Below are 23319 nucleotides of genomic sequence, written 5' to 3'. Positions count from 1 at the left end.
GATTTGTAAGGTGAGGCAATGAAACAAGAAGACGGCATGAGGAGTTGGCTCAAGCAGGCCGACGCGCTCGGTGAGATCCGCCACATCGACGGCGCGGATTGGGATTTGGAAATCGGCGGGGTTGCCGACATCGTCAACGAGCGCGGCAGCTCGCCGGCGGTGTTGTTCGATTCGGTCAAAGGTTATCCCAAGGGCTATCGCGTGCTGGTCAACTCGCTGGGATCGACCAAGCGGCTCGGATTGAGTCTGGGCATGCCGCAGGATTTGTCATCGATGGAATTCGTCTCCGAGTGGCGTACGCGGTCGAAAGCTTTGAAGCATATCGCGCCGCGTGTCGTGCGCGACGGACCGGTGCTGGAAAATATTCAGCGCGGCAAGGATGTCAACATTCTAAAATTCCCGACGCCGCGCTGGTTCGAACTGGACGGCGGACGCTACATCGGCACCGGCAGCGTGAATATTACCCACGATCCCGAAGAGGGCTGGACCAACCTCGGCACCGCGCGGGTGATGATCCACGACGAGAACACCGTCGGCTTTTACATCGCGCCGGGGCGCCATGGGCGGATTCATCGCGACAAGGCGTTCGCCCGCGGCGAGCCGTTCAAAGTTGCGATTTCCGTCGGCCACGATCCGTTGATCTTTCTCGCCGGCGCGTTGGAGGTGCCCTACGGTGTGTGCGAGTACGATTTCATCGGCGGCATTCAAGGCGAGCCGGTGGATGTGATCAAGGGCGAATTCACCGGCCTGCCGATTCCCGCCACGGCGGAAATTGTTTTGGAAGGCGAATGCGTGCTCGGCCCGGAAAAAATCGAAGGGCCGTTCGGCGAATGGACCGGTTACTACGGTAGCTCGTCGCGGCCCGAGCCGATCGTGAAAATTCACAATGTCATGCACCGAAACGATCCGATCCTGTTGGGCTACACGCGCAAATGGCGCGCGCCGCTCAAAGCCGCGCTGGTGTGGGACGATCTCGAAGCGGCCGGTGTGCCGGACGTGCGCGGTGTCTGGTACCACGAGGCAGCCGGCGCGGCATATTTATTTCTGGTCGTGGCGATCAAGCAACGCTATCCCGGTCACGCCCGCCAAGCCGGTTTGATCGCGACTGAGTGTCACGCCGCGGCCTATTTAGGGCGCTACACCATCGTCGTTGACGACGACATCGATCCGACCAACTTGAACGAAGTACTGTGGGCGGTGTGCACGCGCTCCGATCCGGCCCAAGATATCGAAATCCTGCGCCGCTGCTGGAGCGGCCCGCTCGACCCGATCATTCCCAAGGATCAAAAGGGTTTCAACTCGCGCGCCATCATCGACGCGACGCGGCCCTACGAATGGAAAGAAACATTTCCGGCGGTCTCACGCTCGAGCCGAGAATTGCGCGAACGGATAATCGGCAAATGGGGCGATCGGTTATCGTAATTGAAAAAAACGTTTCACCACGAAGGACACGAAGATCACGAAGCTGGGGAAATACTTTCCGAAACCTTCGTGTCCTTCGTGGTGAATAAATTTGTGAGGAGCAACTATGGCATTACAACTGACTATTGCCTGCGGCGATTATGACCGGACGCATCCGTTGATCGATGGCACGGTTCGGCCGGAGGGGATTGAGCTTAACTGGCTCGTCTTGCCCCATTTGGAAATATGGACGCGGATGCTCAACTACTACGACTTCGACGCCTCGGAGATTTCCTTGTCGTCGTACATCATCGCACGCAGCATCGGCAAGCCGCTCACCGCGATTCCCGTGTTTCCGGCGCGGGCGTTTCGCCATTCCTATATTTTCATCAATACCAAGAGCGGTATCCGCGAGCCAAAGGATTTAATGGGCAAGCGCGTCGGCCTTGCCGAGTTCCAACAAACCGCGACGGTTTGGATTCGCGGCACTTTGCAGCATGAGTATGGCGTTAATCTCGATGACCTCCACTGGCACACCTGGGAGTCGCACTCGCGCATGGAGATGGACTTGCCCAAGCGCTACAAAGTCACGCGCATTGCGCCGGGCCGCAAGCCGGATCAGATGCTGTTTGACGGCGAGCTCGATGCAATCATGATTCCGAGTTTATTTCCGTCGCTGTTCAATCCGCCGCCGCATGTGCGCCGCTTGTTCGAAGACTCGCCCAAGGTCGAAGCCGAATATTTCAAAAAGACCGGCATCTTTCCGATCATGCACTCGGTCGCCTTGCGCCAAGATGTGTGGGAAGCGCACCCGTGGATCGCGCGCAGTTTGTTCAAAGCATTTCAGCGCGCCAAGGAAGACGCTCACGCGCGTCTGGTGGATTTATCGCCGTATAAGATTAGCCTAGCGTGGTTCCGCGGCCCGGTGGACGAGCAGCGACGAATCCTCGGCGACGATCCCTGGCCCTACGGTTTTGAAAAAAACCGCCACGTGGTCGAGACGTTGATGGGTTATCTGTACGAGCAGGGGTTGGCTGAAAAGAAATTGACCTATGGAGAGCTATTTGCGCCGAACACTCTGGATCTGTAGAAGATCCGACACGAAGATTCGTCGCGGTGCGGGTGCAGAGGTTGATTCGATAGTCGTAAGGGGTGAAGGGTAAAGGGTAAGGAGATTCCGATGAGAATTGCTGTTGTCATTATTTTATCGTTGACGGTGATGCTCGGTGCGGTCGAGGCGGCGGACAAAGTGCGAATGTCGATTTCGGCGGTCGATGTGTCTTTTCTAACTGCCGGTTTGGCGCTCAAGCGCGGGATGTTTCGCGACGAGGGGTTGGACGTCGAGTTAATCCGGATGAACGCCAACGTGTCGATTACCGCGTTGGCCACCGGCGATATCGATTACACCTTGGTGTTCTCCTCGGTGGTGCGCGGCGCGCTGCGCGGCCTGCCGATGAAAGTCGTCGCCAGCTACATGGACAGCTCGACCCATCTACTGATCGCTCGCCCGGAGTACAAAACTATCCGCGACTTGAAGGGCAAGACTTTGGCGGTCAGCACTTATGGCGCGGCATCCGACGTGGCGGCGCGCATGATGATGAGACATGGCGGCGTCGATCCGGAAAAAGAATTAAAAATTATTCAGCTGGGCGGGGAGCGCAGCCGCTACGCGGCGTTGAAAGAGGGGATCGTCGACGTTGCGGTGCTGTCGCCGCCGACCGATACCGACGCCCAGCGCAGCGGTTACCGTGTGCTGTCGCGCTTCCACGAAATCTTTAAGATGCCGTTCACCGGCGTCGGCACCCACTTAAAAAAACTCAAGGAAAAACCCGACGAAGTTCGGCGCATGGTCAAGGCTTTGCTGCGGGCTAATTTATATGTTCGGTCCAATCGCGAGGGGACGATTCAATCGATGATGGATTGGGTCAAGGTCGACCGCGAAAGCGCGGCGGCGACCTACGATTCGACCTGGAAGATTTTCAGCGAAGACGGCGGCATGTCTGAGAGCGGGCTCAAGCTGGTTATCGACCAAGGGCGCGAAGCGATGAAGATCGAGCGCGCCGTGGCGCTGAGTGAAGTCGCGGAGTTCGGCATCATTCGCGACGTGCAGCGGGAGTTGGGGATCAAGAAATAGGGCTGGACTGAGGGTCGTCCTTTCATGTTAAATCTTCGCAGCGCTCCAAATTTCTATCATCGACTTGCTTAGGAGAGTCCATGCGGCAACGCGTATTTTTCACGGTGCTTGCGCTAACAATTCTTTTTTCACCCGCGGTGCGCGCTCAGGACAATTTTTACAAGAACAAGACCTTCACGTTTATCGTCGGTGCGCCGCCTGGGGGCGGCTTCGATACCTTGACGCGTATCGTGGCGCGCCATTTCGGCCGTTATCTGCCGGGTAATCCCAGCGTGATCGTGCAAAACATGACCGGTGCTGGCACGTTGATCTCGGCGAATCATCTTTACAACCGCGTCAAGCCCGATGGACTCACCATCGGGGTTTGGGTTGGCGGTCTGGCTCTGCAAAAATATTTGGGCGGCCAAGGGATGGAGTTCGACCCGCTCAAGTTCGAATGGATCGGCGTGCCGACGCAGCAGACCATGGTGTGCGCACTGACCAAGGTCAGCGGTATCACCAGCATGGATAGATGGTATGCCGCGAAACAGCCAGTGAAGCTCGGCGGCATGATTCCGGGCACGCGGCAGGACGACATCTCGCAGATACTCAAAATTGCCTTGGGCTTGCCGATCCAGTTGGTCCAGGGCTACAAGGGTACGGCGGATATCGCGCTTGCCGCCGACTCCGGTGAACTGGCGGGGCAATGCACCAGCTGGTCGGGGCTAAAAAGCATTTGGCGGCGCCAGTACGAAGCCGGCGATGTCTTACCGGTCGTTCAAGCCAACAAGGTGCCGATTGCGGAGATCCCGCAGGTGCCGCTGGTGATCAGTTACGCCAAGACCGAGGAGGCCAAGCAATTGATCGAGACCGGGATTCACGATGTCAATGCCGTGACGCTGGCATTCTCGGCGCCGCCGGCCACGCCGAAAGATCGCGTACAGCTTTTGCGCCGAGCGCTGGCCGCCACGTTAAAAGATCCGGCGATGCTGGCCGAGGCGAAGAGCGCCCAACAAGAAGTCGATCCCATGAGCGGCGAGGATCTGGCGAAGACGATGGTCAACTTCAGCAAATTGGCTGGACCGGTGAAGAGCAAGTTGGCGGAAGTGCTGCTGCCGAAGAAATAAATAATTCTCCGGTTCAACTCGCTCAAAACCATTTCGGGTCTAGAGAATTATTGCGGAGTGCAGAAAATGAAACAAGGATTCAAGACCTTCGACAGCGACATGCATGTTTATGACGCGGCGAATCTTTACGACAAGTTCATGAACCCGAAATGGGGCGAACGGATTCCGCGCGGCGAGCGCAACGGCAAACATGGCCGGGTCGAGTTCAAGCTCGGCGGCGGCACGACGCTGCGGGCGATTACCGACGTGATCGAGCACGGTCAGAAGCAAGTGGCCGGTCGTTACGATTTCGCCGTGGCGCGCGACTATGACGCGGTGTCGCAGGTCGAAGCGATGGATCGCGAAGGTTTGGATCTAGCGGTGCTGTTCCGCACCTCGCCGCTGCATTGTGACGAAACGTTGGAACCGGAGTATGCCAACGATCTTTGTCGCGCGTGGAATAGTTGGATCGCCGACTTCTGCGCGGTCAACCCGCAGCGGCTCAAGGGCTCGGCGCTGATCACGTTGCACGATGTCGACTTGGCGGTTGAAGAAGTGCGGCGCGTCGTCAACCAGTTGGGGATCCGCGCGCTGTCGCTTTGTCCCGAGCCGATCAACGGCAAGCGGATTCACGACCGCTACTTCGATCCGCTCTGGGCTGAGATCGAGAAGCTCGGCGTGGCTCTGTGTTTTCATCCGCCGGCAAGGCCGAAACAGGACCAAGTCGCCAATAAATTTTTCGGCCATCCCAACGCCAATATCGTCGCCCTGGCGCTGCGTAATCCGCTGGAGCTGATTCAAGCGATCTCATGCTTCTGCGCCGGCGGCGTCTTAGAAAAATTCCCCAAGCTGCGCGTGGCTTTTCTCGAAGGCAACTGCGCCTGGCTGCCCTGGCTGCTTTATCGCCTCGACGAGCGCGCCAAGCTGCACGGGCCGTTGGCCGATGTGTCGCTATCGCGCCAGCCGAGCGAATATTTTTTGCGGCAGTGTTTTATCTCCATGGACCCGGATGAGGAGTTGGTCACCGACGTGATCCGGCGCATCGGCGACGACAATATTCTCATCTCTACCGACTATCCGCATATTGACGCCCACTTTCCGCATGCGCTCGATGAATTTTTCTCGATTAAAGATGTCAGCGACGGCAGCCGGCGAAAGATTCTTTGGGACAATTGCGCGCGGCTGTATAATCTTTAGTGATCGATGCGTTGAATCGAGGGAAGGGCGACCGCCGGTCGCCCCTACACGGAAGACACGACGCCGAGAATTAAAGAAGCTGCGTATGCGCACAAAGCTGATCCAAGCTCTTTCACTTTACTTGTTTGTTGGATGGTCAGGCTCATATTGCCGCGCTGCGGAGGCGCCGTCCAAGGCGGTGTTTGCCTATGGCGCGATCAACGCTTACATGACATCGATTTGGGTGGCGCGCGAGCAGGGTTTGTTCGCTAAGCATAATGTCGAGCTTGAACCGGTATTCATCATCGCCTCGCGGGCGGCCCAGGCGATGCTCGCCGGGGAAGTTCACGTCGGTCTGATCGGACCAACCCATGTCGCCAATGCGGTGGCCGCCGGCGGCGATCTGGTCATGTTCATGGGTAATCAGAACAGCGTGCGCTATCAATTGGTGGTTCATCCGAGCATCAAGCGGGCCGATGATCTCAAGGGCAAGCGCGTCGCCATCGGCGCCAGCGCCGGCGGTTTGGCATCGCTGGGCGCCCATGTGGCGCTCGATCATCTCGGTCTCAATCCAAAACGGGACAACATCACTTTATTGCTAACCGGCGAGGAGCCGGTGCGAGTCGCGGCACTTCAGACCGGTAACGCCCAGGCGACGCTTCTCGCGCCGGAGATGACCAAACAGATCGGCGCCCAAGGTTTCGCCGTGCTGGTCGACATGGGCCAACTCAATCTGCCGTTTCAGGCCAGCGGCATGGTGACGACACGAAAACTGCTGCGCAACGATCCGATGATGGTCGAACGCGTCGGCCGCGCGACGGTGGATGCCATTCATTTCATTCGCAACGCAGTCAATAAGAAAACTGTTATCCAGACCATGGTCAAGCAATTGCGCATGGCGAGTGCCGAGCGCGCCGAGCCGTTCTACGCGCAGCTGGTCGAAGAGTTGCCGCGGAATATTTGTCCGACCACCACCGGCGTGCGCTCAATATTAAAACTCATGGTCGAACTGGGAATCAATCCCAAGGCGGCGGCGCTAAAAGTCGAAGACGTGATCGATCTCGGCTTGTGCAAACGGCTGGGCGGCGACGGTAAATGAAATCTATCGCGGTCTTTTCTTTGCGGGAGTGCGCAAGGATCGAGGGTGCTGACAAAGCATAGCCGCAACTTGTTTCTCGCCTGTTTCTTTGCGATTGAAGAGAACGTGCGCTGCTGCAAGGGCTCACGCTTGAGAGGAACTCGATGAAACAATTCACTACGGTAATCATAATGCTGCTCGTCGCCGGGTTGTTGGCGCCGGCAGCGCAAGGATTCGCCGCTGCCGCCAAAGAACCTGAAGAACTTTGGCAGGAATTGAATAAGCTTGCTCCGGATGAGCGGCAGAGGCGGCTGGTCGCCGGCGCCAAAGCCGAAGGCGGCAAAGCGATCATCTATGGCAACGTTAGCAGCGATCATCTGGAGCGGCTGCGCGTCGATTTCGACAAGCGCTACGGCGTTAAGATCGAGGGCTATTGAGCGTCGGGTGAGCGCGTCGCCAATCGTCTGCTCACCGAAGCGCGCAGCGGCAAGCTCGACGCCGATGTCATGGCGGCGAGCAACGAGCATATGCCGGCGCTGATCAAGGCCGGCGTCGCCGGACGATATTTTTCGCCGGAACGGGCGGCGTATTACGACACCCACAAAGATCGCCAGGGCTATTGGACCGCGTACGACTTCAACGTCGCGGTGATCGCCTACAACACGCGCATGGTGACTAGCGCCGACGCGCCCAAGAAGTACGACGACTTTCTCGACGCCAAATGGAAAGGCAACTTCGCCCTCGACATGGACCCGGACAAATCGTTGATGGGCTGGCTCAAAACCTGGGGGCCGGAACGGACCAAAAAATATCTCCAAGGGATCAGCAAAAACGATGTGGTCATCCGCAAGGGACATACGTTGCTGGCGCAGCTTCTATGCGCCGGCGAGTTCAAAGCGGCCATCGATCTCTACGCTTACCGTTTGGCCGATCTTAAATACTCGCGCGGCTGTCCGGTGGAGATTGCTTATCCCGATCCGACCCCGGCGACGCCCAGTCCCATCGGTATCGTCAAGAAAACTCCGCGTCCCCACGCCGCGGCATTGCTGCTCGACTATATTCTTTCCGAAGCGGCGCAGAAGAGTTTTTCCGAAGGCGGCCGTTCTTCGGGTCGGCGCGGTCTCAAGCCGCGCTATCCGGATTTGGATTTAGAAGCCAAGGGCGTGAAGGTGCTGCTGTTGACGCCAGAAGACGCGATCCAATACGACAAGACTTATCAGCAGTTGCGCGAAGAATTTTTGTTGAACCGGTGAAATTGCGCTCGGAAGTTAGCATGGCGAAAATTAGAAACAGCTGCCCAATCGCGAAGCGGCACATCGCGTCGCCGATCCCGACGGCAATCTGATCGATCTATCGCTACGGGGCTGGTGAGTTTAGCGAACCGGCGGTCAGCGGGTTTGAAAGAACTGTTGGGGCTGATGATTGACAATGGCAAAGCCGCCGTTGGCCTGGGCTAGCTGACTGGCGTATTCCAAGGCCGCGCGCAGGTCGTCGAACTCCAACGCCGCATAATGATCGAGTATCGCCGCGGGACTGAGGCCTTCGGTCAAGGCGTCGAGAATGATCGCGATGCGGATGCGCGTGCCGCGAATGTAGGGCCGGCCCGAGCAGACCTCAGGATCGACTCGCACCCGGGCGAGCAATGATTCAACGGTCATAGGATAGTAAGTACTCCGAAGAATTTGTTGCGATAGCCAATGATACATCGTTGAAATGATTTTCGGCAAGCGAAAATATTTCTTCTAGCGTTAGAATCATCTTCCCATCGATTCAATCGATCGGTTTTGGCGCTACCGCTGGGCTTTTTTGCACCGGCTGGCGTCCCATCAGGGCGGATACCGCGACGAAAATATGCTGTGTCCCCATGTTCACCACCACGACGCGAAATAAATGGAAGGCGACGACTAACGGCACGCTGATATGAAGCGCTTGGGCGGTGAGCGTCATCTCGGCTAAACCGCCCGGCGAAGTGGCGATGATCATGGTGGCCATCGGTAAGTTAAACAGCCATGCGAGGCCGGCGCCGGCGATGGCGGAGGCGACCAGGATGAAGAGCGAATTGAGCAGCGCGAACGGGATGAAGAGCTTATTGCGCGCGAAGAAGGCGCGCTCATAACGGGCGCCGAGCACCAAGCCGAACATGAGCTGGGCAAAGTCGGTAAATCCATGGGGCACGGCGGAAAGTTCGACGCCGCTCAGGGTCAGCGCCGCGCCGAAAAAAATCGGCGTCAGCAGGCAGCCGTTGTGAAAATGAAACCGTTCGGAAATCTCGCCGAGGATCGCGCTGGCCAACAGCCAGAGGAGCAAAACCAGCGGCACCAGCGGCAGATTCGGTTTGTACGCCGCCGCTTCAAGAGGAAAGCCGCCGTATGTCAGGGCGAAGGGCACGATCATGACGACCAGTGAAACGCGCAAGCTGTGCGCCACTGCCACCGGCGACATTTGCGCGCCGTAGCGATCCGCGAGCACAGCCATCGCCATGGCGCCGCCTGGAATCGACGCGAAGAAAGTCGACTTCCAATCGACGCCGGAAGCCTTGCTGAGGGTCAGCGCGCCGAAGATGCCGACTAAAAATACCGCGACGGTGGTGGCCAACACCGCGGGCAGATTTCCCGCCAGCGCCGTTACCACGGGCGGCGTAAAGTAAAGCGACACCGCCGAACCTAGTATCACTTGTCCCAATTGACGGGCGTAGGGCGGCGAATCCATGGAAACGCCGCTGAGATTCAATGCCGCCACTGCCACCATCGGGCCGATCATCCATGGGATCGGAGTTTTCAGCCACGCAAACAGATAGCCCGCTGGGATGCCGACGGCGAGGGCACGTAGGATGCTCGGTAGCTGGCGGCGGAGTTGGTCGGTTTGAGTCATCGTGTTGGCGCGCTGCGGCGAACAGTGATTCTTATAACTTGTGCGCCGCGGGAATTCGATAGCCATTTGAAAATTATCCTCCCGTCGCGCATCCTTCCTGGTGGACAGCCGATGATAGGCAGGTTATCTTTGCCGCCAGGAGTTATTTATGTCGAATGCCGGAATAAAAACCGATGTCATCGATGCCGACGCCCATGTGGTTGAGACCGAGCGGGTGTGGGATTACCTGGAAGCGTCGGAGCAAAAATTTCGACCGACCTTGACGACTTCGCCGCAAAATCCCCAACGCCAGATCTGGGTTCTCGACGGTGAAAATCTCGGCAGCAAGTTTCCCTCACCCGACGACGCCCAATCCGAAGCCCATTTGAAAAGATTCGGCCGGCAGGTTGCTACACCGGTGGAAGCTCGCGAAGTTTCCAACGTCGCCCAACGGCTGCGCCACATGGATGAGCTCGGCATCGACGTGCAGGTGCTGTTCAATTCACTGTGGATCACGCCGCTCACCAGCCGCCCTGACGCCGAGCTGGCGCTCAGTTGGGCGTGGAACCGCTGGCTCGCCGATGTTTGGCGCATGGGCGAGAATCGCCTGCGCTGGACCTGCGTCGTGCCGGCGCTGTCGCCCAACGAAGCCGTCGAACAAATTCGCTTCGCCAAGGAACATGGCGCGGTCGGCGTCTGCATGCGCCCCTTCGAGCGCGAAAGAATGATGACCGACCCATTTTTCTATCCGATCTACGAAGAAGCCCAACGCTTGGATATTCCGGTCACGGTGCATTTGGCCAACGGCAGTCCGGAGTTATTTAAATTGTTGACCAACGACGCTGGCGGCGGCTTTTCGACTTTCCGCGTGCCCACAGTGACCGCTTGTTTCGCTCTGATCATGAGCGAGATTCCGCAGGTTTTTCCCAAGCTCCGCTGGGGGTTCATCGAAGTGTCGAGCCAATGGGTTCCCTGGGTGATTCATGAGGCGATACGCCGTTCCCTTGGCAGCGCCCGGCCGATTTCGAAAGACTGCCTGCGCGAGTACAACATTTACGTTTCAACTCAGACCGACGACGATTTCCCCTATGTAATTTCCTACGCCAGTGAAGATAATCTGGTCATCGGCACCGACTACGGCCATGGCGATACCTCCAGCGAACTCAACGCCATCGCGCGCTTCAAAGCGATGGCGGATTTAAGCGCCGAGACTAAGCGGAAGATTCTCTCCGACAACCCGAAGCGACTTTACGGCATCTGAAATTTTTCCAACTAAAAAGAGTATAAAGCGTGGCTTCGTTTCCCATCTCCAGCGACAAAGAGAAAAAACTCACCGAGCGCATGCAAGCGCTGGGTGTGCTCGAACGCGATATTGACGAACAGTTCGTGCGCTCGTCGGGCGCCGGCGGGCAGAACGTCAACAAAGTCTCGTCTTGTGTCGTACTGTTGCACCGGCCTTCCGGCATCCAGGTGAAATGTCAGCAGGAGCGCTCCCAAGGGCTCAATCGTTTTCTGGCGCGTAGGTTGTTGCTCGATAAAATCGAAGCGAAGTTTACCGGCTCCATCGCCGCCGAAGAGCAAAGGATCGAAAAAATTCGCCGTCAGAAAAGAAAACGTTCCCGGCGCGCCAAAGCGCGCATGCTCGACGACAAACGCCATCAATCGGAAAAGAAAGAGGGAAGAGCTTCGGTGCGGCACGATCGGCACGACTGATGCGACGAGTGCCGGAATATCTTTTCACCACCGAGGCCACCGAGAACACAGAGGAATTCAGAGTCTCCTCTTTTGATTAATATTCATGAAAAGTGTTTTGCGTCATTTGGCTATTTTCTTACTGGCCTTTGCCGTCGGTACGCTCTACGCCGTGCTGGTCGGCATGATCAGCGGCGCGCTGCGCGGCGCGCTTATTTCTTGGCCGATTATGATGGCAATTTCATGGACCCTGTTCGGTCCGTTGAAATTGATGCGCTTCGTCGGTTTTATCTTGATCCTACCGGTGGCGCTGATTGGATTCGAATTCTACTATTCCGCGCGCCGTCCCGGCACGGTGGCGGATCAATACATGGCCCTCGATCGTTCTCACTATGTTCCCGGAACCCGGGTCAATGTAAAATCGCCCAATCAATCCGATCCTGACGCTTCAGGTTGGAAGTTCGATGAACTTTTTATCGGCGCCGACGGCTTTCGCGCCGACCCGATCAGCACTAGGGGCAATCCGCGCCGTTGTCAGTATGCGCTGATCGGCGACTCGATGATTTACGGCAGCGGGCTGGTTTATCACGATACCTTTGGTCCCGTGCTCACCGAGTTGGGCATCCAACCTTGCGTCTTCGGAGTCACCGGCAATTCGCCGGCGGATTATTTGGCGACTCTCAAATATGTTTCTCAACGGATCGCACCCGGCGCCTTCGTGGCGTTCTACCTTTACGCCTACAACGATTTTGTCGGCGTCAATAAATATTTCACCCGCAGAGCGCGCGGACTTGCAGGGAAGTTTCCAACGATCGCCGATTTGACAGAACGGTTCGACCGTTGGCGCCGCGCAACGTTTACCTTCGCCTGGTTCCATGCGCCGCGTGTTAAGGCTGCCTTAAAGCCGTGGCAGTATGCAGTCGATGGCGTGAAGCAAGTAAAGCTTCGCTACGCCCATGATCCGCAAAACTTCGACCCGCGGCGCCCGCTTGACGATAAGCAACGGCTAGCGCTCAAGTTGTTCTTCGATGGCGTCGCTGATAGCGCCAAGGATCGCAACTGGCGCATCGCCATGGTCATCCATCCCGATCACGCGGAAATTTATGCCAATCTCGCCCGCAGCGCGCGCACGCTGGTGGATCTCGATCCGCGCCGCGGCGCCGCTTTGGCAATGTGCAAGGCGACCAGTTTTGGCTGCGAAGATATCAGCGGCTGGATTTATCAGCGCATGATCGCCGAAGGGCAAAATCCCTACTTTACCGATGATCGCCATTTTTCTCGCTTCGGTACGCAGATCGTTGCGGAGAATTTTATCGCCTTGACGAAGCGGTATAGTGTCGTGGCGGAGAGATAGCGTGTTCGTGTTCGTGTCGGATCTCGGATGTACTCGGGACGCAGCAGGTTGCGTCCGTTGGGACATTGGCAGCTAAGCGACGGAGGTACAGTCATATGGCGGAACGTAATTTGGATATCGGTCAAACGCCGGCTAGTGGCTATCAGCAATTACTCGACGATCTGCCGCGCACTGGGCCGGGGACTAAAGGCGGCGAGATGTTGCGCCGCTATTGGCATCCGGTTTGTTTGGCGGCGCACCTAAAGGATATTCCCATCGCGGTGCGCCTGTTGAGCGAGGACTTAGTCGTGTTTCGCGACGGCAAGGGGAGGCCGGGTTTGTTGGGCATTCGTTGTCAGCATCGTCTGGCGTCGCTTGAGTATGGCCAGGTGCGCGAAGACGGTTTGATGTGCTCTTACCATGGCTGGAAGTACGATAGCCAAGGCCGCTGCATCGATACGCCGCTGGAGCCCTGCGACAGCAATCTCAAGAATACCATTCGTCATCTTTGGTATCCGGTCCAAGAATGGGCCGGTGTCGTCTGGACCTACATGGGTCCGGACAAAGAATCTCCGCCGGCGCTGGCGAAGATCGACGTCTTGGCGCGCACCGACGGCGTGGTGAAACTGGTCGGCGGCGATATTCGCAACTACAACTATCTCAACTGGATGGAAAATTTCGCCGACATGGGCCACGCGACAATTCTCCACGGCTTGGTCGTGCGCGATCTGCCGGACGAACTCAAACCGTTTAGCGATCGGAGCGTAAAGAATTGGTCGCCGCTGCCGTTGGAGCAGGTGGAAACCGACTACGGTATGAAAACCGTTTCGGTGCTCGACACCGGCGATCCGGAGATCAAGTTCGTCAACACTTGGTCAATGGCCATGCCGATCCACTGGCGTTTCTCCGGCATCCGCTCGGGCTTTCCGCCCGACTTCACCGACGAACGGCAAGAAGGCGGCGGCATGATCCGGATCATCGACGATCACCACTTCGAACTGTTTCGCTATAGCCTGATACGCCGGGGCAATTTTACCGGCGGCTGGCTCTTCGGCTTGCCGGACAATCTCAAAGGCACCGCGGAGGAGAAAAATTACGATCAACGCAAATACAAAGGTTGGGAAGGCATTCCGGCACTCGAAGATTTAGTCTTGCAAGAATCCCAAGGCGCAATTCCCGAGCGGCGCCTGGAACATCTTGCCAGCTCCGATCGCGGCGTGATCATGATGCGGCGCATCTGGCACAAGGCGATGGCGGACGTCGCCGAAGGGCGCGACCCAAAAGGGGTCGAACGCCAAGCCAAGGAGATGCTCGAAGTCGACACCTTTCACGGCCATGTTCCTGTGAACGAACTGCGCATCGGCCCGGCAAACATGCCGTCGTCCAGCGACGGCCGCGGTCTGATCCGCGACCGCGACGGCAAGCTTGTTTTCGCTTAGCCGTAGCCACGTCGATGGCAGTTTTGGAACCGAAATGTTATTTTTAGCCCAGACAGTGGAGGCGTAATGAGTGAATCGGCTAGTCGGTTATTCGTTGGAATCAAAATCACCAAGGCGCTGCAAGCAGACTTGGACAGTCCGCCGCCCGGAATGCAGCACTACTTCGACGGCAACAATAAAGACTTTCTAGAAATCGTCAATTTACGCGAGGATCGAATCATCGGCAGATATCTCGCCGATGGATTTCCGGTGGCCAACCTCGCCGATGTCACGCGCAACGTCCGCAGCATCGTCTCGTTGATCACCCGCGGCCACCGCATCGATGAAGACGCCGTCCACATTTACTCCTGTTGAGTGGCGATCGTTTCCGTCCGTTGTTCACTGCAATCCCGCGGCTTTTAAATACTGCAAATCGATAAATCGTTCGGCCGCCGGCAGGGGCGCTTTAAGTTCGCCGGCCTCGCCCATGACGCGAATGACTTCATTGAACCCTTTGACGTCGATTTCTCCCTGTTTGGGAAAGACTCCCCGTTCGGGCTCGAAATAAAGCTGCAGCGTTTGCCGGGCGATGGCCGGCGAGGTGCCGGTGGTCTCGCTGACGAGAGCGACGATTTCATCGCGCTTGGCGGGATCGCGCATGTAGCGGTAGGCGCCCGCCAACGCCCGCGCGTACGCTAACAACGACTCGCGGTTCTTGCTTGCCCAAGCGCGGCGCACGGCGCTGACGATAAACTGAAAGTTGCTCATAGCGTCGGTGGAAACGCCGAGGCGATGGTAGCCTTGGTCGATCAATTGGAAATCCTCAGGCTGGCCGAGCGGCACGGCGTCGCATTCAGCTTTTTTCAAGCAATCGGCGCGCGCCGGTGTGCCGACTAACTCTTTGACCTTGAAATCGCTCTCATAAATACCGTTCATCGCCAGCAGCTTGCGGGTGGAAATAGAAATCGTGTCGACGGCTAGGGAAAGGCCGATGGTTTTGCCTTTGAGTTGCGCGAAAGATTTAATTTCCGGCCGCACGATCAAACTATAGATCGGCGTCGCGGTCTCGCCCAGGATGGCAACGTTGTCCGAACCCTTGAGCACATCTTGGATCAAGTATGGGGTCGCCGTGCGGGTGATGTCGACGGAGCCCTGGCTGAGCGCGATGACCATGTTAGCGGCGCCGCCTTCGATTAGAATAATTTTAAGATCGACACCCTCACGGCTGAAAAATCCTTTGCGCCCGGCGATATGAAACGGCAGCGCCGACACCGTCTTGACCGTCGAAGGAATCTGGCCGTAGCGGAGCGTAAACGGTTGCGCCTGCGCCGCGGCGCTGGTCGGCGATGCCAAGAACATCAGAAGTATCAGGAAAAAATACGCCACGCTTTGCATGCGTCCTCCAGTTTTTGCTTTGTAGCCGATATAACCCAGCGGCTGACACTTTGTCCAATGGCTAAAGATTGAATTTGATCCGCACCGATTCGGCATCGCGATTATTTTTCTGCTATAAATAAACCCATGCAAACGTTGCAAGTTACCCTTTGGTTGTACGCCGCGGCTTTGAGTCGCGCCGGGCAATGTCTGAGCAAAAATTGGGTGGTGAGCTTGGCGCCGTTGGCCTACGGCATCATCTTGACCGTGGTCGGCACCATCGTCGCGCCTTTAGGTTTCATCGGCGGCATGTTGTATTCGCTCGCGAGCCAAGCCTGCGCCAGTTCGGCGTTGTTCTTGATCAAAAACTTGCTCGACAGCGGCCGCGCCAACGTCAATGATTTTTTGAGCGGATTTACAGTCTATATTTGGGAGCTGATCACCATCGGTTTTATCCTGTGGATTCCCATGCGCGTGGTGGCGGTCGGTTTCGCTTCGGCGGCCAACGGCGCCTTGCTCTATTTGCTCTTCAAGCTGGCGGTTTACATCATCCTCAACGCGGCGCCCGAACTGATCTATCAAAGCCGCACGACCGGATTGGAACTGATCGGCGCCAGCTATCAATTCATCGTTGACAACTGGATCGAGTGGTTGGTGCCCAATCTAATCTTCGGCGTCGCCGGCTTTTACCTGTTCGATGTGTTTGAGTCCTATCTTTTGGCTCTACCGGTCATCTTGCAATTGTTTCTCTATGCCTTTGTCTTAGGCGCGGCGCTGACTTACTTTATGACCTTTCGCGGCTTTCTCTTCGCCGAGCTGCAGGGCACCACCCGGCGCAGCCGGTTGTACCGCTACAACACGCGCTAATAGCCATGTCACCAGGGACCTGCCGGCGGCGCTAACTTGATCTCCGCTAGTTCTTATGGTGTCTTGATAAAACGCGGTAAGTTTCCCCATGAAGATCACCAGCATCAAAGGTTTCGCCGATATTCTCCCCGGCGAAGTGGAATCTTGGCAGCGGCTCGAAGCGGCGGCGCGGCGGGTTTTTAGCGCCTACAATTTTGCCGAGATACGCATGCCGATCTTGGAGAAGACCGAGCTGTTTAGCCGCTCCATCGGCGAGAGCACCGATATCGTTGAGAAGGAAATGTATACCTTCGAAGATCGCGACGGCCGCGGCGATGGTGACGGTACTAAATTGACGCTTCGTCCCGAAGGCACGGCTGGGGTCGTGCGCGCATACGTCGAAGCGGAAATGTATAAAGTCGAGCCGGTGCGAAAGCTTTATTACATGGGACCGATGTTTCGCCGCGAGCGGCCACAGAAGGGGCGCATGCGGCAATTTCATCAGATCGGCGCCGAGGCTTTGGGGCGCGGCGATCCGCTGATCGATGCCGAAGTGTTGCTCCTGCTCCATGATTTTCTCGCCGCGGTGGGATTGCCCGAACCGAAGTTGCAGCTTAACTCGCTTGGCTGCGCCGAATGCCGGCCGCAATATCGCGCCACGCTGTTGGCTTTTTTGCGCCAGCGCGAAGCCGAGCTGTGCGGCAATTGTCAACGGCGCATGGAACGCAATCCGCTGCGCGCCCTCGATTGCAAAGAGCCAGGCTGCATTCACGCGACCCGCGAGGCGCCATCGATTCTCGATAGCTTGTGCGCCGCTTGCCTCGATCATTTCGCCACGGTTCAACGCTTGCTCGGTGATACGGAAGTCGAGTTTGCCCTCAATCCGCGCATGGTGCGCGGGCTCGATTATTACTGCCGGACTACCTTCGAATGGACGACTTCACTCTTGGGTTCCCAGAGCGCGGTGGCGGCGGGGGGGCGCTATGACGGTTTGGTCGAACAGCTGGGCGGACCGGCGATCCCCGGCGTTGGCTTCGCCATGGGCGTCGAGCGCTTGACCATGCTGCTGCGCTTGCAAGATGCCGTAGCGCCGGAACCGCCGGCGCTGTTTATCGTTTGGCTCGGCGAGCTAGCGCGTGACTGGGCATTTCCGCTGGTGCATCGCTTGCGCCGGGCCGGACTCAGTGTCGAGATGGACGGCGAAGCGCGCAGCATGAAGAGCCAAATGCGCCGGGCCGACAAGTTCAATGCCGCGTCGGTGTTGATCGTCGGCGCCAATGAGTTGGCGAAAGGCCATGTGATCTTGCGCGACATGACGACCAAACAACAAAAAGAAATTTCATTGGCTGAGATCGAAACCGAGTTGACGGCGAGGAAGGCAAATTAATGGCGGAGCGAGTTTTTAGCGACCCGTTGGGCGATTGGAAGCGCACTTGTTATTGCGGCGAGGCCCGGGCGGTTTCGGTGGGCCAGGAGATGACGCTGGCGGGCTGGGTGCATAGCCGGCGCGATCATGGGGGCGTGATCTTTGTCGATCTGCGCGATCGCAGCGGCATTTGCCAGGTGGTGTTCAATCCCGAGATCGATCCGGTTTCCCACGAGAAGGCCAAGCAGCTACGTTCGGAAGATGTCATCGCCGTGCGCGGCGTGCTCGCCAAGCGTTCGCCCGAGAACATCAATCCCGATCTCGCCACCGGCGAAGTGGAGTTGAAGAGCAACGACTTACGATTACTCAACGCCTCCGCGGTGCCGCCGTTTATCATCGACGACGAAACCGATGCCAACGAGAACACTCGACTCAAATACCGCTACCTCGACCTGCGCCGGCCCCAAGGACTCGGCCCGCTGTTGCTGCGCTATCGTATGACCAAACTGATTCGCGACTATCTCGACGGCTTGGGCTTCATCGACGTGGAAACCCCTGTATTGACCAAGAGCACGCCGGAAGGGGCGCGGGATTATTTGGTGCCGAGCCGGATTTATCCCGGCAAGTTTTACGCGCTGCCGCAGTCGCCGCAGCTGTTCAAGCAGATTCTCATGGTCGGCGGTCTCGACCGCTATTTTCAAATCGTCAAATGCTTTCGCGACGAAGATCTGCGCGCCGACCGCCAGCCTGAGTTTACCCAGCTCGACATGGAATTGTCCTTCGTCGATTCGGCGGATGTCATGAACGTGGTCGAGGGTATGATCACGCTGCTGTTCAAAGAATTGAAGGGTATCGAGATCAAGCGGCCCTTCGCGCGTCTGACCTACGAGCAGGCGATGAACCGTTTCGGTTCGGACAAACCCGACATGCGCTTTGGTTTGGAACTGTGCGACTTCACCGCCGTGCTCGCCAACTGCCAGGCAAAAGTATTTTCCGCGGCGATCCAAAAGGGCGGGGTCGTCAAAGGCCTGCGCATTCCCAAAGGCGCCGACATGTCGCGCAAGGACTTGGACGATATGACGCCCTTCGTCGCTACCTTCGGCGCTAAAGGCGTCGCCTGGACCAAGATCACCGCCGAAGGGTGGCAGTCGCCGATCGCGAAATTTTTATCGCCGGCCGAGCAAAAAGAAGTTGAAAAAATTTCCCAGGCCCAAGTCGGCGACGTCGTGCTGTTCTCCGCCGACAGCGCGAAAATCGTCCACGACGCGCTCGGCAATCTGCGCCTCCACTTGGGCGAGAAGCTCGGCTTGATCCCGGAAAAAGTTTACGCCCTGGTTTGGGTCGTCGACTTTCCCTTGATGGAATATGACGCCCAGGAAAAACGTTACGTCGCACTGCATCATCCGTTCACCGCGCCGTTGGACGAAGATATGCACTTACTCGACAGCGAGCCGGCTAAGTCGCGCTCCAAGGCGTACGATCTGGCCTTGAACGGCACGGAGGTCGGCGGCGGCAGCATCCGTATTCACCAGGTCGAGTTGCAACGAAAAATTCTCGGCCTTATGGGCATCGACAGTGCCGAAGCCGACGCCAAGTTCGGGTTTTTCCTAGAAGCCTTAGGCTTCGGCGCTCCGCCCCATGGCGGCATCGCCTTCGGCATCGACCGCTTGGCGATGCTTTTGAGCGGCGCGAAATCTTTGCGCGACGTCATCGCTTTTCCCAAAAGCCAGCGCGCCGTCTGCATGCTCACCGAAGCGCCGTCGGAAGTGGACCCGCGCCAGTTGCGCGAATTGGGCATTCGCGTCAGCGGTGGCGACAAACAATGATCATCGGTGGGTGACACGATGCTGAAAATCTCTCAGTTGTTGTTGGTGTTTTCCCTGGTTGGCTGCGCCATCGGTCCGGGTAATTTACAGAGCCGCCATGCCACCGATCTTGAAGCGCGCCGGATTCGCCGCATCGCGATCCTGCCGCCCAGCGCTATGGTACCCGCGCCGACGCAAAAAATTCCCTTTACCAATCCGCCGAAGCCGCGTACCAGCGAGCGCGAGGCGCCGGAGACCCTGGCGCGCTTAGTTCATTCGGCCATGGCCGGGTTGCCCAATTGGCAAATCGTGTCGGAAAATGAAGTGCGTGAAATGGGCCAAGGTCTGCCGGCGGACGGCGAAGTGAGCCGGCTCAGAAAGATTGGCGAAATGGTTTATGCCGATGCGGTGATGATCGGACGGGTGCAGCGTTTTCGCGAGCGGGTCGGCGATGAATGGGGCGCCAAGAGTCCGGCGTCGGTGACCTTTGTTTTGGAACTCGTCGATATTCGTCGCGGCGACGTCATCTGGTCGGTGCAATTCGACGAGACGCAAAAATTCCTCAGTGAAAATATTTTCGCTCTCGGCGACATCAGTCTGCGCGGCGTGCGTTGGTTGAGTGCCGATGAGTTGGCCCAAGAAGGGGTCAAGAAAGCGATTGGCCAGCTACACCAGATCATCGCCCGCGGTCCGGCTTCATAATGAAAGCCGTTGTCATGCTGGCGCCGGCCGGCATCCATCTTCGCTTGCGCTATTCAAGGTAAGAGAAAAGCTGGATACCGGCCTGCGCCGGTATGACGGAACTACGAGTCTACTTTCCGTCGAAGGTGTCACAATCCCCAAGGCAATTAGTCGAGTGGGCAGTCAATTCAAACTCGCGCGCAGTTCTCTTTTCAGCAACGGCTCGGCCATTTGCGTGTCGACTTCGAGCAAGGCCGCCATTCGTTCGCTGATCAGATTGCCGATCTCCGCGAGCTTTTTGAAACTGCCGCGGTCGAGCAGCACGTTGGCGCCGTTGCCAACCACCAGGCGCAATGCCGGCACCGCGAAGGTTTGCGCCGCCGTCGAACCGCCGACGGCAAAGCCGCTGTTGATCTGATCGTTGCTTAGAGTGATTTTGCTGATCTCATTGAAGCTGACTGTGAAAACAATCGAGCGGTAGAGGCTCTGGCGCCGCACCACGAGTTGTCGAGAGTTGGAATCGATTTCGATGCTGCGCCGTTGGGTGATGAGAAAAATTGCGATACCGAACAGAACGATATTCATCAGCGGGAAATACCACAGTGAACCGGCGGGGCCGACAAAGCCGCGCAGCAACAAAGCTTGAACGATGGGAATCGAAACTCCAAGCAGCAACAGCGCCATGCCGAGGCAAAGAAACGCTGGAAAACGCGCGCCTTGCCAGACCAGGCGCACTTTGTCCGGGGTGTTTTCGACGATGCGAAAGCCGAGCCGGTTGCCGAGCGCTTCGAATTGGTCAGGATTGCCGATCATCTGATGAAACACGCGTGCTGGCGAAATTAAACTTTGACGCTCTTCTGCTCGCGGTAAAAATCCCGGAAGCGGTATTGCTTGAGCTGGATGAGGTTTTGATAGGAGCCGAAACGCTGCGCCGGATCGTTCACTTCATCGAGCAGGTCGCGATGACGGCTTTCGGTTTCGAAGACGCGAACTTTTTGATAGGTCGTCGAGCGCTCCGCCGGGATGCGCCCCATCTCACGAATCAGACCGCGGAACTCAGAGGGTTTCATCAGCTGACCGTAGGCGGAACCGGCGGCGGTGGAAATGCTTTCGTTGATCAACGTGCCGCCAAAATCGTTGGCGCCGGCGAGTAGAGCGATTTGCGACAGCTTCGGCCCTTCCTTGACCCACGACACTTGTAAATTGGGAATCCAGTTGTTGAGCATGAGACGCGACACGGCGTACATCTTCATCACTTCCGCGCCGCTGGCGCCGTGGCGCAGCTCGGGCAAGTTGTTGCGATGCGACATGGGCGCTTCGTCGTAGACAAAACTAAGCGGCACGAATTCGGTAATACCGCCGGTACGCTTTTGCACGTCGCGCAAAACATTTAGATGAATCGCCCGGTGGCGCGCGGTTTCGATGTGGCCATACATGATCGTTGAAGTCGTCGGGATGCCGACTTCATGAGCGGTTTGAATAACCTCGATCCATTGTTCGGTGCTGATCCGGCCGGGGGAAATGCGCTGGCGCACTTCGTCGACGAACACTTCGGCGGAAGTTCCGGGCAAGCTGCCGACGCCCGCCTCTTTGAGAGCGATCAGATAATCGCGAATGGTCGCGCCGGTGAGCGTCGAGCCGTATAAAACTTCTTCGGGAGAAAAGCCGTGCACGTGCAGATCGGGAAACGCCTCTTTGAGGGCTCGGCATAGTTTTACATAATGCCAGCCGTCCATGCCCGGTGCCAGACCGGCTTGAACGCAAACTTCGCTGGCGCCGAGTTGCTTGGCTTCGCCGGCGCGGCGAATGATTTCTTCGATCGGCAGAAAGTAGCCTTCCTCAGCGAGATGGCCACGGCTAAAGGCGCAAAAGCCGCACTGTTTCACGCACACGTTGGTGAAATTGATGTTGCGGTTGATGACGTAGGTGACCACGTCGCCAATGGTCTGGGCGCGCAAATGATCCGCCGCGGCGAGGATCGCCAAGAGATCGGAACCGTCCGCTTCGAACAGCGCGGTGGCTTCGTCGACGGAAATATCTTCACCCGCAAGCGCGCGATCGAGAGTCCGCGCCGTGGGGTGCGACACCGCGCTCAACAGCCGGTCTAGCGACGATTCTAGATGCGGAAAATTCATGGCGCGACTTTAGCCTTTCGATGGCGGAAACTCAACGACGGAACGAAGGAAACGCGGAGAGGAAAGTTATGAGCGTTGAGTCGGCACGCGGCGCCGAGAGGACAATCCTAAGCGCGGGTGGGATTCTGGACCTCGACCTCTGTGCAGGGCTCCCCGGCGGTTGCGCATCCGGTGTAGGGGCGAGCGGCGCTCGCCCGTCCGAAGATGGGGTTCACCACAGAGCACACGGAGTTCACAGAGATTATATGAACGGTTTATTCTCGATCGCCTGGATTTCCGTTTTCACGGGAATGACGGAATGGAAGGTGCAACATCGCTTTTACTGTGATGAGTGGTGTTTGGACTACGCTCCGGTCTCAATGTTTTTCTCGCAAATCTGAATGCTAGAATTGTTAGTTACTTCGTCATCCAATAACGCGAAAACTCCTGCAGGAAGCTAAGCGTGGTAAAGTCACGCATGCGATCAAGATAAACCTTGCCGTTGAGATGATCGAACTCGTGTTGAATCACCCGGGCGTGAAAGCCGTTGGCGATGAAGTCCAATTTCTTGCCGAGACGATCCCGCGCCTGGACGCGAATCGTTTTATAACGCGGCACTAGACCGCGCAGATCGGGGATGCTCAGGCAACCTTCCCAATCATCTTCCATGGCATCCGACATAGGCGTGACTTTGGGGTTGACCAGCACTGTGAGCGGCACCTTGGCTTTGCGCGGATACCGCGGATTGTCGGCGACTTCCAGCACTGCCAGTTGTTTGGAGGTGAACACCTGATCCGCCGCCAATCCGACACCGTCATATTCCTTCATGGTTTCAACCATGTCGTCGATGAATTTCTGCATCGCCGGACTTTTGAGTTCTTTGACGGAGATATTTTTCGTGACCTGGCGCAATACCGGATGACCGAGACGAGTGACTTTGAGAATCGACATGGAAAAGTTTTTAGC

Annotated in this window: 23 protein-coding genes; 17 read left to right on the top strand and 6 right to left on the bottom strand. The window is 57.3% G+C overall.

Going from position 1 to position 23319, the window contains the following annotated elements; genetic code table 11:
- Nucleotides 1–18 precede the first annotated feature (18 nt).
- From EXR70_08625 to EXR70_08590, 8 genes are all read left to right on the top strand, one after another.
- On the top strand, nucleotides 19–1422 hold the full coding sequence (locus tag EXR70_08625) for a UbiD family decarboxylase (protein ID MSP38540.1): 1404 nt from the start codon (nucleotides 19–21) through the stop codon (nucleotides 1420–1422).
- Between the two features lie 106 nt (nucleotides 1423–1528).
- The gene (locus EXR70_08620) at nucleotides 1529–2491 is read left to right on the top strand and encodes an ABC transporter substrate-binding protein (protein ID MSP38539.1); all 963 of its coding nucleotides are present in this window, start codon (nucleotides 1529–1531) and stop codon (nucleotides 2489–2491) included.
- Nucleotides 2492–2581: 90 nt separating this feature from the next.
- Nucleotides 2582–3535 (top strand): ABC transporter substrate-binding protein, encoded by a 954-nt coding sequence (locus EXR70_08615; protein ID MSP38538.1) that lies wholly within the window; start codon nucleotides 2582–2584, stop codon nucleotides 3533–3535.
- Between the two features lie 80 nt (nucleotides 3536–3615).
- On the top strand, nucleotides 3616–4641 hold the full coding sequence (locus EXR70_08610) for a hypothetical protein (GenBank protein ID MSP38537.1): 1026 nt from the start codon (nucleotides 3616–3618) through the stop codon (nucleotides 4639–4641).
- Nucleotides 4642–4707: 66 nt separating this feature from the next.
- Entirely contained in the window at nucleotides 4708–5817 is a 1110-nt protein-coding gene (locus tag EXR70_08605; GenBank protein ID MSP38536.1) for an amidohydrolase, read from the top strand.
- Nucleotides 5723–6895: a hypothetical protein gene (locus EXR70_08600; protein MSP38535.1), complete on the top strand. Its 1173-nt coding sequence runs from the start codon at nucleotides 5723–5725 to the stop codon at nucleotides 6893–6895. The genes EXR70_08605 and EXR70_08600 overlap by 95 nt, the downstream gene beginning before the upstream one ends.
- Before the next feature lie 143 nt (nucleotides 6896–7038).
- Nucleotides 7039–7311, top strand: coding sequence for a hypothetical protein (locus EXR70_08595; GenBank protein MSP38534.1), 273 nt, complete (start codon nucleotides 7039–7041; stop codon nucleotides 7309–7311).
- 27 nt (nucleotides 7312–7338) lie between these two features.
- Nucleotides 7339–8127, top strand: coding sequence for an extracellular solute-binding protein (locus EXR70_08590; GenBank protein MSP38533.1), 789 nt, complete (start codon nucleotides 7339–7341; stop codon nucleotides 8125–8127).
- Nucleotides 8128–8262: 135 nt separating this feature from the next.
- Here EXR70_08590 and EXR70_08585 read toward each other — a convergent pair whose 3' ends face one another.
- Nucleotides 8263–8532, bottom strand: a complete 270-nt coding sequence (locus EXR70_08585; GenBank protein ID MSP38532.1) for a DUF433 domain-containing protein — start codon at nucleotides 8530–8532, stop codon at nucleotides 8263–8265.
- 112 nt (nucleotides 8533–8644) lie between these two features.
- Complete coding sequence (locus EXR70_08580) at nucleotides 8645–9811, bottom strand: AbrB family transcriptional regulator (protein MSP38531.1); 1167 nt, start codon at nucleotides 9809–9811, stop codon at nucleotides 8645–8647.
- An 82-nt stretch (nucleotides 9812–9893) separates the two neighbouring features.
- Between EXR70_08580 and EXR70_08575 the strand changes: the two genes are divergently transcribed.
- The 5 genes from EXR70_08575 to EXR70_08555 all read left to right on the top strand — a co-directional run bounded on the left by EXR70_08575 (nucleotide 9894) and on the right by EXR70_08555 (nucleotide 14542).
- Nucleotides 9894–10985: a hypothetical protein gene (locus tag EXR70_08575; protein MSP38530.1), complete on the top strand. Its 1092-nt coding sequence runs from the start codon at nucleotides 9894–9896 to the stop codon at nucleotides 10983–10985.
- Between the two features lie 80 nt (nucleotides 10986–11065).
- On the top strand, nucleotides 11066–11437 hold the full coding sequence (locus tag EXR70_08570) for a peptide chain release factor-like protein (GenBank protein MSP38529.1): 372 nt from the start codon (nucleotides 11066–11068) through the stop codon (nucleotides 11435–11437).
- An 85-nt stretch (nucleotides 11438–11522) separates the two neighbouring features.
- The gene (locus tag EXR70_08565; protein ID MSP38528.1) at nucleotides 11523–12770 is read left to right on the top strand and encodes a hypothetical protein; all 1248 of its coding nucleotides are present in this window, start codon (nucleotides 11523–11525) and stop codon (nucleotides 12768–12770) included.
- 95 nt (nucleotides 12771–12865) lie between these two features.
- A complete protein-coding gene (locus tag EXR70_08560) occupies nucleotides 12866–14188 on the top strand; it encodes a hypothetical protein (protein ID MSP38527.1) in 1323 nt (440 codons plus the stop codon).
- A 66-nt stretch (nucleotides 14189–14254) separates the two neighbouring features.
- Nucleotides 14255–14542, top strand: a complete 288-nt coding sequence (locus EXR70_08555) for a hypothetical protein (GenBank protein MSP38526.1) — start codon at nucleotides 14255–14257, stop codon at nucleotides 14540–14542.
- 24 nt (nucleotides 14543–14566) lie between these two features.
- On the opposite strand, the gene EXR70_08550 is transcribed toward EXR70_08555, so the two are convergent.
- Nucleotides 14567–15658, bottom strand: coding sequence for an ABC transporter substrate-binding protein (locus tag EXR70_08550; GenBank protein ID MSP38525.1), 1092 nt, complete (start codon nucleotides 15656–15658; stop codon nucleotides 14567–14569).
- Between the two features lie 30 nt (nucleotides 15659–15688).
- Between EXR70_08550 and EXR70_08545 the strand changes: the two genes are divergently transcribed.
- From EXR70_08545 to EXR70_08530, 4 genes are all read left to right on the top strand, one after another.
- Nucleotides 15689–16408, top strand: a complete 720-nt coding sequence (locus tag EXR70_08545; GenBank protein MSP38524.1) for a hypothetical protein — start codon at nucleotides 15689–15691, stop codon at nucleotides 16406–16408.
- A gap of 88 nt (nucleotides 16409–16496) precedes the next feature.
- Entirely contained in the window at nucleotides 16497–17774 is a 1278-nt protein-coding gene (locus tag EXR70_08540) for a histidine--tRNA ligase (protein ID MSP38523.1), read from the top strand.
- On the top strand, nucleotides 17774–19579 hold the full coding sequence (aspS, locus tag EXR70_08535) for an aspartate--tRNA ligase (GenBank protein ID MSP38522.1): 1806 nt from the start codon (nucleotides 17774–17776) through the stop codon (nucleotides 19577–19579). The genes EXR70_08540 and aspS overlap by 1 nt, the downstream gene beginning before the upstream one ends.
- An 18-nt stretch (nucleotides 19580–19597) precedes the next feature.
- Nucleotides 19598–20260 carry a hypothetical protein gene (locus EXR70_08530; protein ID MSP38521.1) on the top strand — a complete coding sequence of 221 codons (663 nt, stop codon included), beginning with the start codon at nucleotides 19598–19600 and terminating at the stop codon, nucleotides 20258–20260.
- 162 nt (nucleotides 20261–20422) lie between these two features.
- Here the strand turns inward: EXR70_08530 and EXR70_08525 are convergent, their stop codons facing one another.
- The 3 genes from EXR70_08525 to EXR70_08515 form a co-directional block, all read right to left on the bottom strand.
- A complete protein-coding gene (locus tag EXR70_08525) occupies nucleotides 20423–21052 on the bottom strand; it encodes a hypothetical protein (GenBank protein MSP38520.1) in 630 nt (209 codons plus the stop codon).
- Between the two features lie 26 nt (nucleotides 21053–21078).
- Nucleotides 21079–22374 (bottom strand): 7,8-didemethyl-8-hydroxy-5-deazariboflavin synthase subunit CofH, encoded by a 1296-nt coding sequence (gene cofH / locus EXR70_08520; GenBank protein ID MSP38519.1) that lies wholly within the window; start codon nucleotides 22372–22374, stop codon nucleotides 21079–21081.
- A gap of 396 nt (nucleotides 22375–22770) precedes the next feature.
- Complete coding sequence (locus EXR70_08515) at nucleotides 22771–23304, bottom strand: peptide deformylase (protein MSP38518.1); 534 nt, start codon at nucleotides 23302–23304, stop codon at nucleotides 22771–22773.
- Nucleotides 23305–23319 lie beyond the last annotated feature (15 nt).

Source organism: Deltaproteobacteria bacterium, from assembly GCA_009692615.1.
Taxonomy (GTDB): Bacteria; Desulfobacterota; Binatia; order UBA9968; family UBA9968; genus DP-20.
Note: the sequence above shows the minus strand (reverse complement) of the source record. Positions and strands in the feature narration are given on the sequence as shown.

What these genes read in the sequence shown, in the direction of transcription:
- EXR70_08595 (MSP38534.1), top strand. Translation starts at nt 7,039, where the DNA reads ATGAAACAATTCACTACGGTAATCATAATGCTGCTCGTCGCCGGGTTG.
- EXR70_08560 (MSP38527.1), top strand. Translation starts at nt 12,866, where the DNA reads ATGGCGGAACGTAATTTGGATATCGGTCAAACGCCGGCTAGTGGCTAT.
- cofH (MSP38519.1), bottom strand. Translation starts at nt 22,374, where the DNA reads ATGAATTTTCCGCATCTAGAATCGTCGCTAGACCGGCTGTTGAGCGCG.
- EXR70_08555 (MSP38526.1), top strand. Translation starts at nt 14,255, where the DNA reads ATGAGTGAATCGGCTAGTCGGTTATTCGTTGGAATCAAAATCACCAAG.
- EXR70_08615 (MSP38538.1), top strand. Translation starts at nt 2,582, where the DNA reads ATGAGAATTGCTGTTGTCATTATTTTATCGTTGACGGTGATGCTCGGT.
- aspS (MSP38522.1), top strand. Translation starts at nt 17,774, where the DNA reads ATGGCGGAGCGAGTTTTTAGCGACCCGTTGGGCGATTGGAAGCGCACT.
- EXR70_08530 (MSP38521.1), top strand. Translation starts at nt 19,598, where the DNA reads ATGCTGAAAATCTCTCAGTTGTTGTTGGTGTTTTCCCTGGTTGGCTGC.
- EXR70_08610 (MSP38537.1), top strand. Translation starts at nt 3,616, where the DNA reads ATGCGGCAACGCGTATTTTTCACGGTGCTTGCGCTAACAATTCTTTTT.
- EXR70_08550 (MSP38525.1), bottom strand. Translation starts at nt 15,658, where the DNA reads ATGCCGAATCGGTGCGGATCAAATTCAATCTTTAGCCATTGGACAAAG.
- EXR70_08525 (MSP38520.1), bottom strand. Translation starts at nt 21,052, where the DNA reads ATGATCGGCAATCCTGACCAATTCGAAGCGCTCGGCAACCGGCTCGGC.
- EXR70_08545 (MSP38524.1), top strand. Translation starts at nt 15,689, where the DNA reads ATGCAAACGTTGCAAGTTACCCTTTGGTTGTACGCCGCGGCTTTGAGT.
- EXR70_08515 (MSP38518.1), bottom strand. Translation starts at nt 23,304, where the DNA reads ATGTCGATTCTCAAAGTCACTCGTCTCGGTCATCCGGTATTGCGCCAG.
- EXR70_08570 (MSP38529.1), top strand. Translation starts at nt 11,066, where the DNA reads ATGCAAGCGCTGGGTGTGCTCGAACGCGATATTGACGAACAGTTCGTG.
- EXR70_08600 (MSP38535.1), top strand. Translation starts at nt 5,723, where the DNA reads ATGCGCTCGATGAATTTTTCTCGATTAAAGATGTCAGCGACGGCAGCC.
- EXR70_08620 (MSP38539.1), top strand. Translation starts at nt 1,529, where the DNA reads ATGGCATTACAACTGACTATTGCCTGCGGCGATTATGACCGGACGCAT.
- EXR70_08565 (MSP38528.1), top strand. Translation starts at nt 11,523, where the DNA reads ATGAAAAGTGTTTTGCGTCATTTGGCTATTTTCTTACTGGCCTTTGCC.
- EXR70_08540 (MSP38523.1), top strand. Translation starts at nt 16,497, where the DNA reads ATGAAGATCACCAGCATCAAAGGTTTCGCCGATATTCTCCCCGGCGAA.
- EXR70_08625 (MSP38540.1), top strand. Translation starts at nt 19, where the DNA reads ATGAAACAAGAAGACGGCATGAGGAGTTGGCTCAAGCAGGCCGACGCG.
- EXR70_08605 (MSP38536.1), top strand. Translation starts at nt 4,708, where the DNA reads ATGAAACAAGGATTCAAGACCTTCGACAGCGACATGCATGTTTATGAC.
- EXR70_08575 (MSP38530.1), top strand. Translation starts at nt 9,894, where the DNA reads ATGTCGAATGCCGGAATAAAAACCGATGTCATCGATGCCGACGCCCAT.
- EXR70_08580 (MSP38531.1), bottom strand. Translation starts at nt 9,811, where the DNA reads ATGGCTATCGAATTCCCGCGGCGCACAAGTTATAAGAATCACTGTTCG.
- EXR70_08585 (MSP38532.1), bottom strand. Translation starts at nt 8,532, where the DNA reads ATGACCGTTGAATCATTGCTCGCCCGGGTGCGAGTCGATCCTGAGGTC.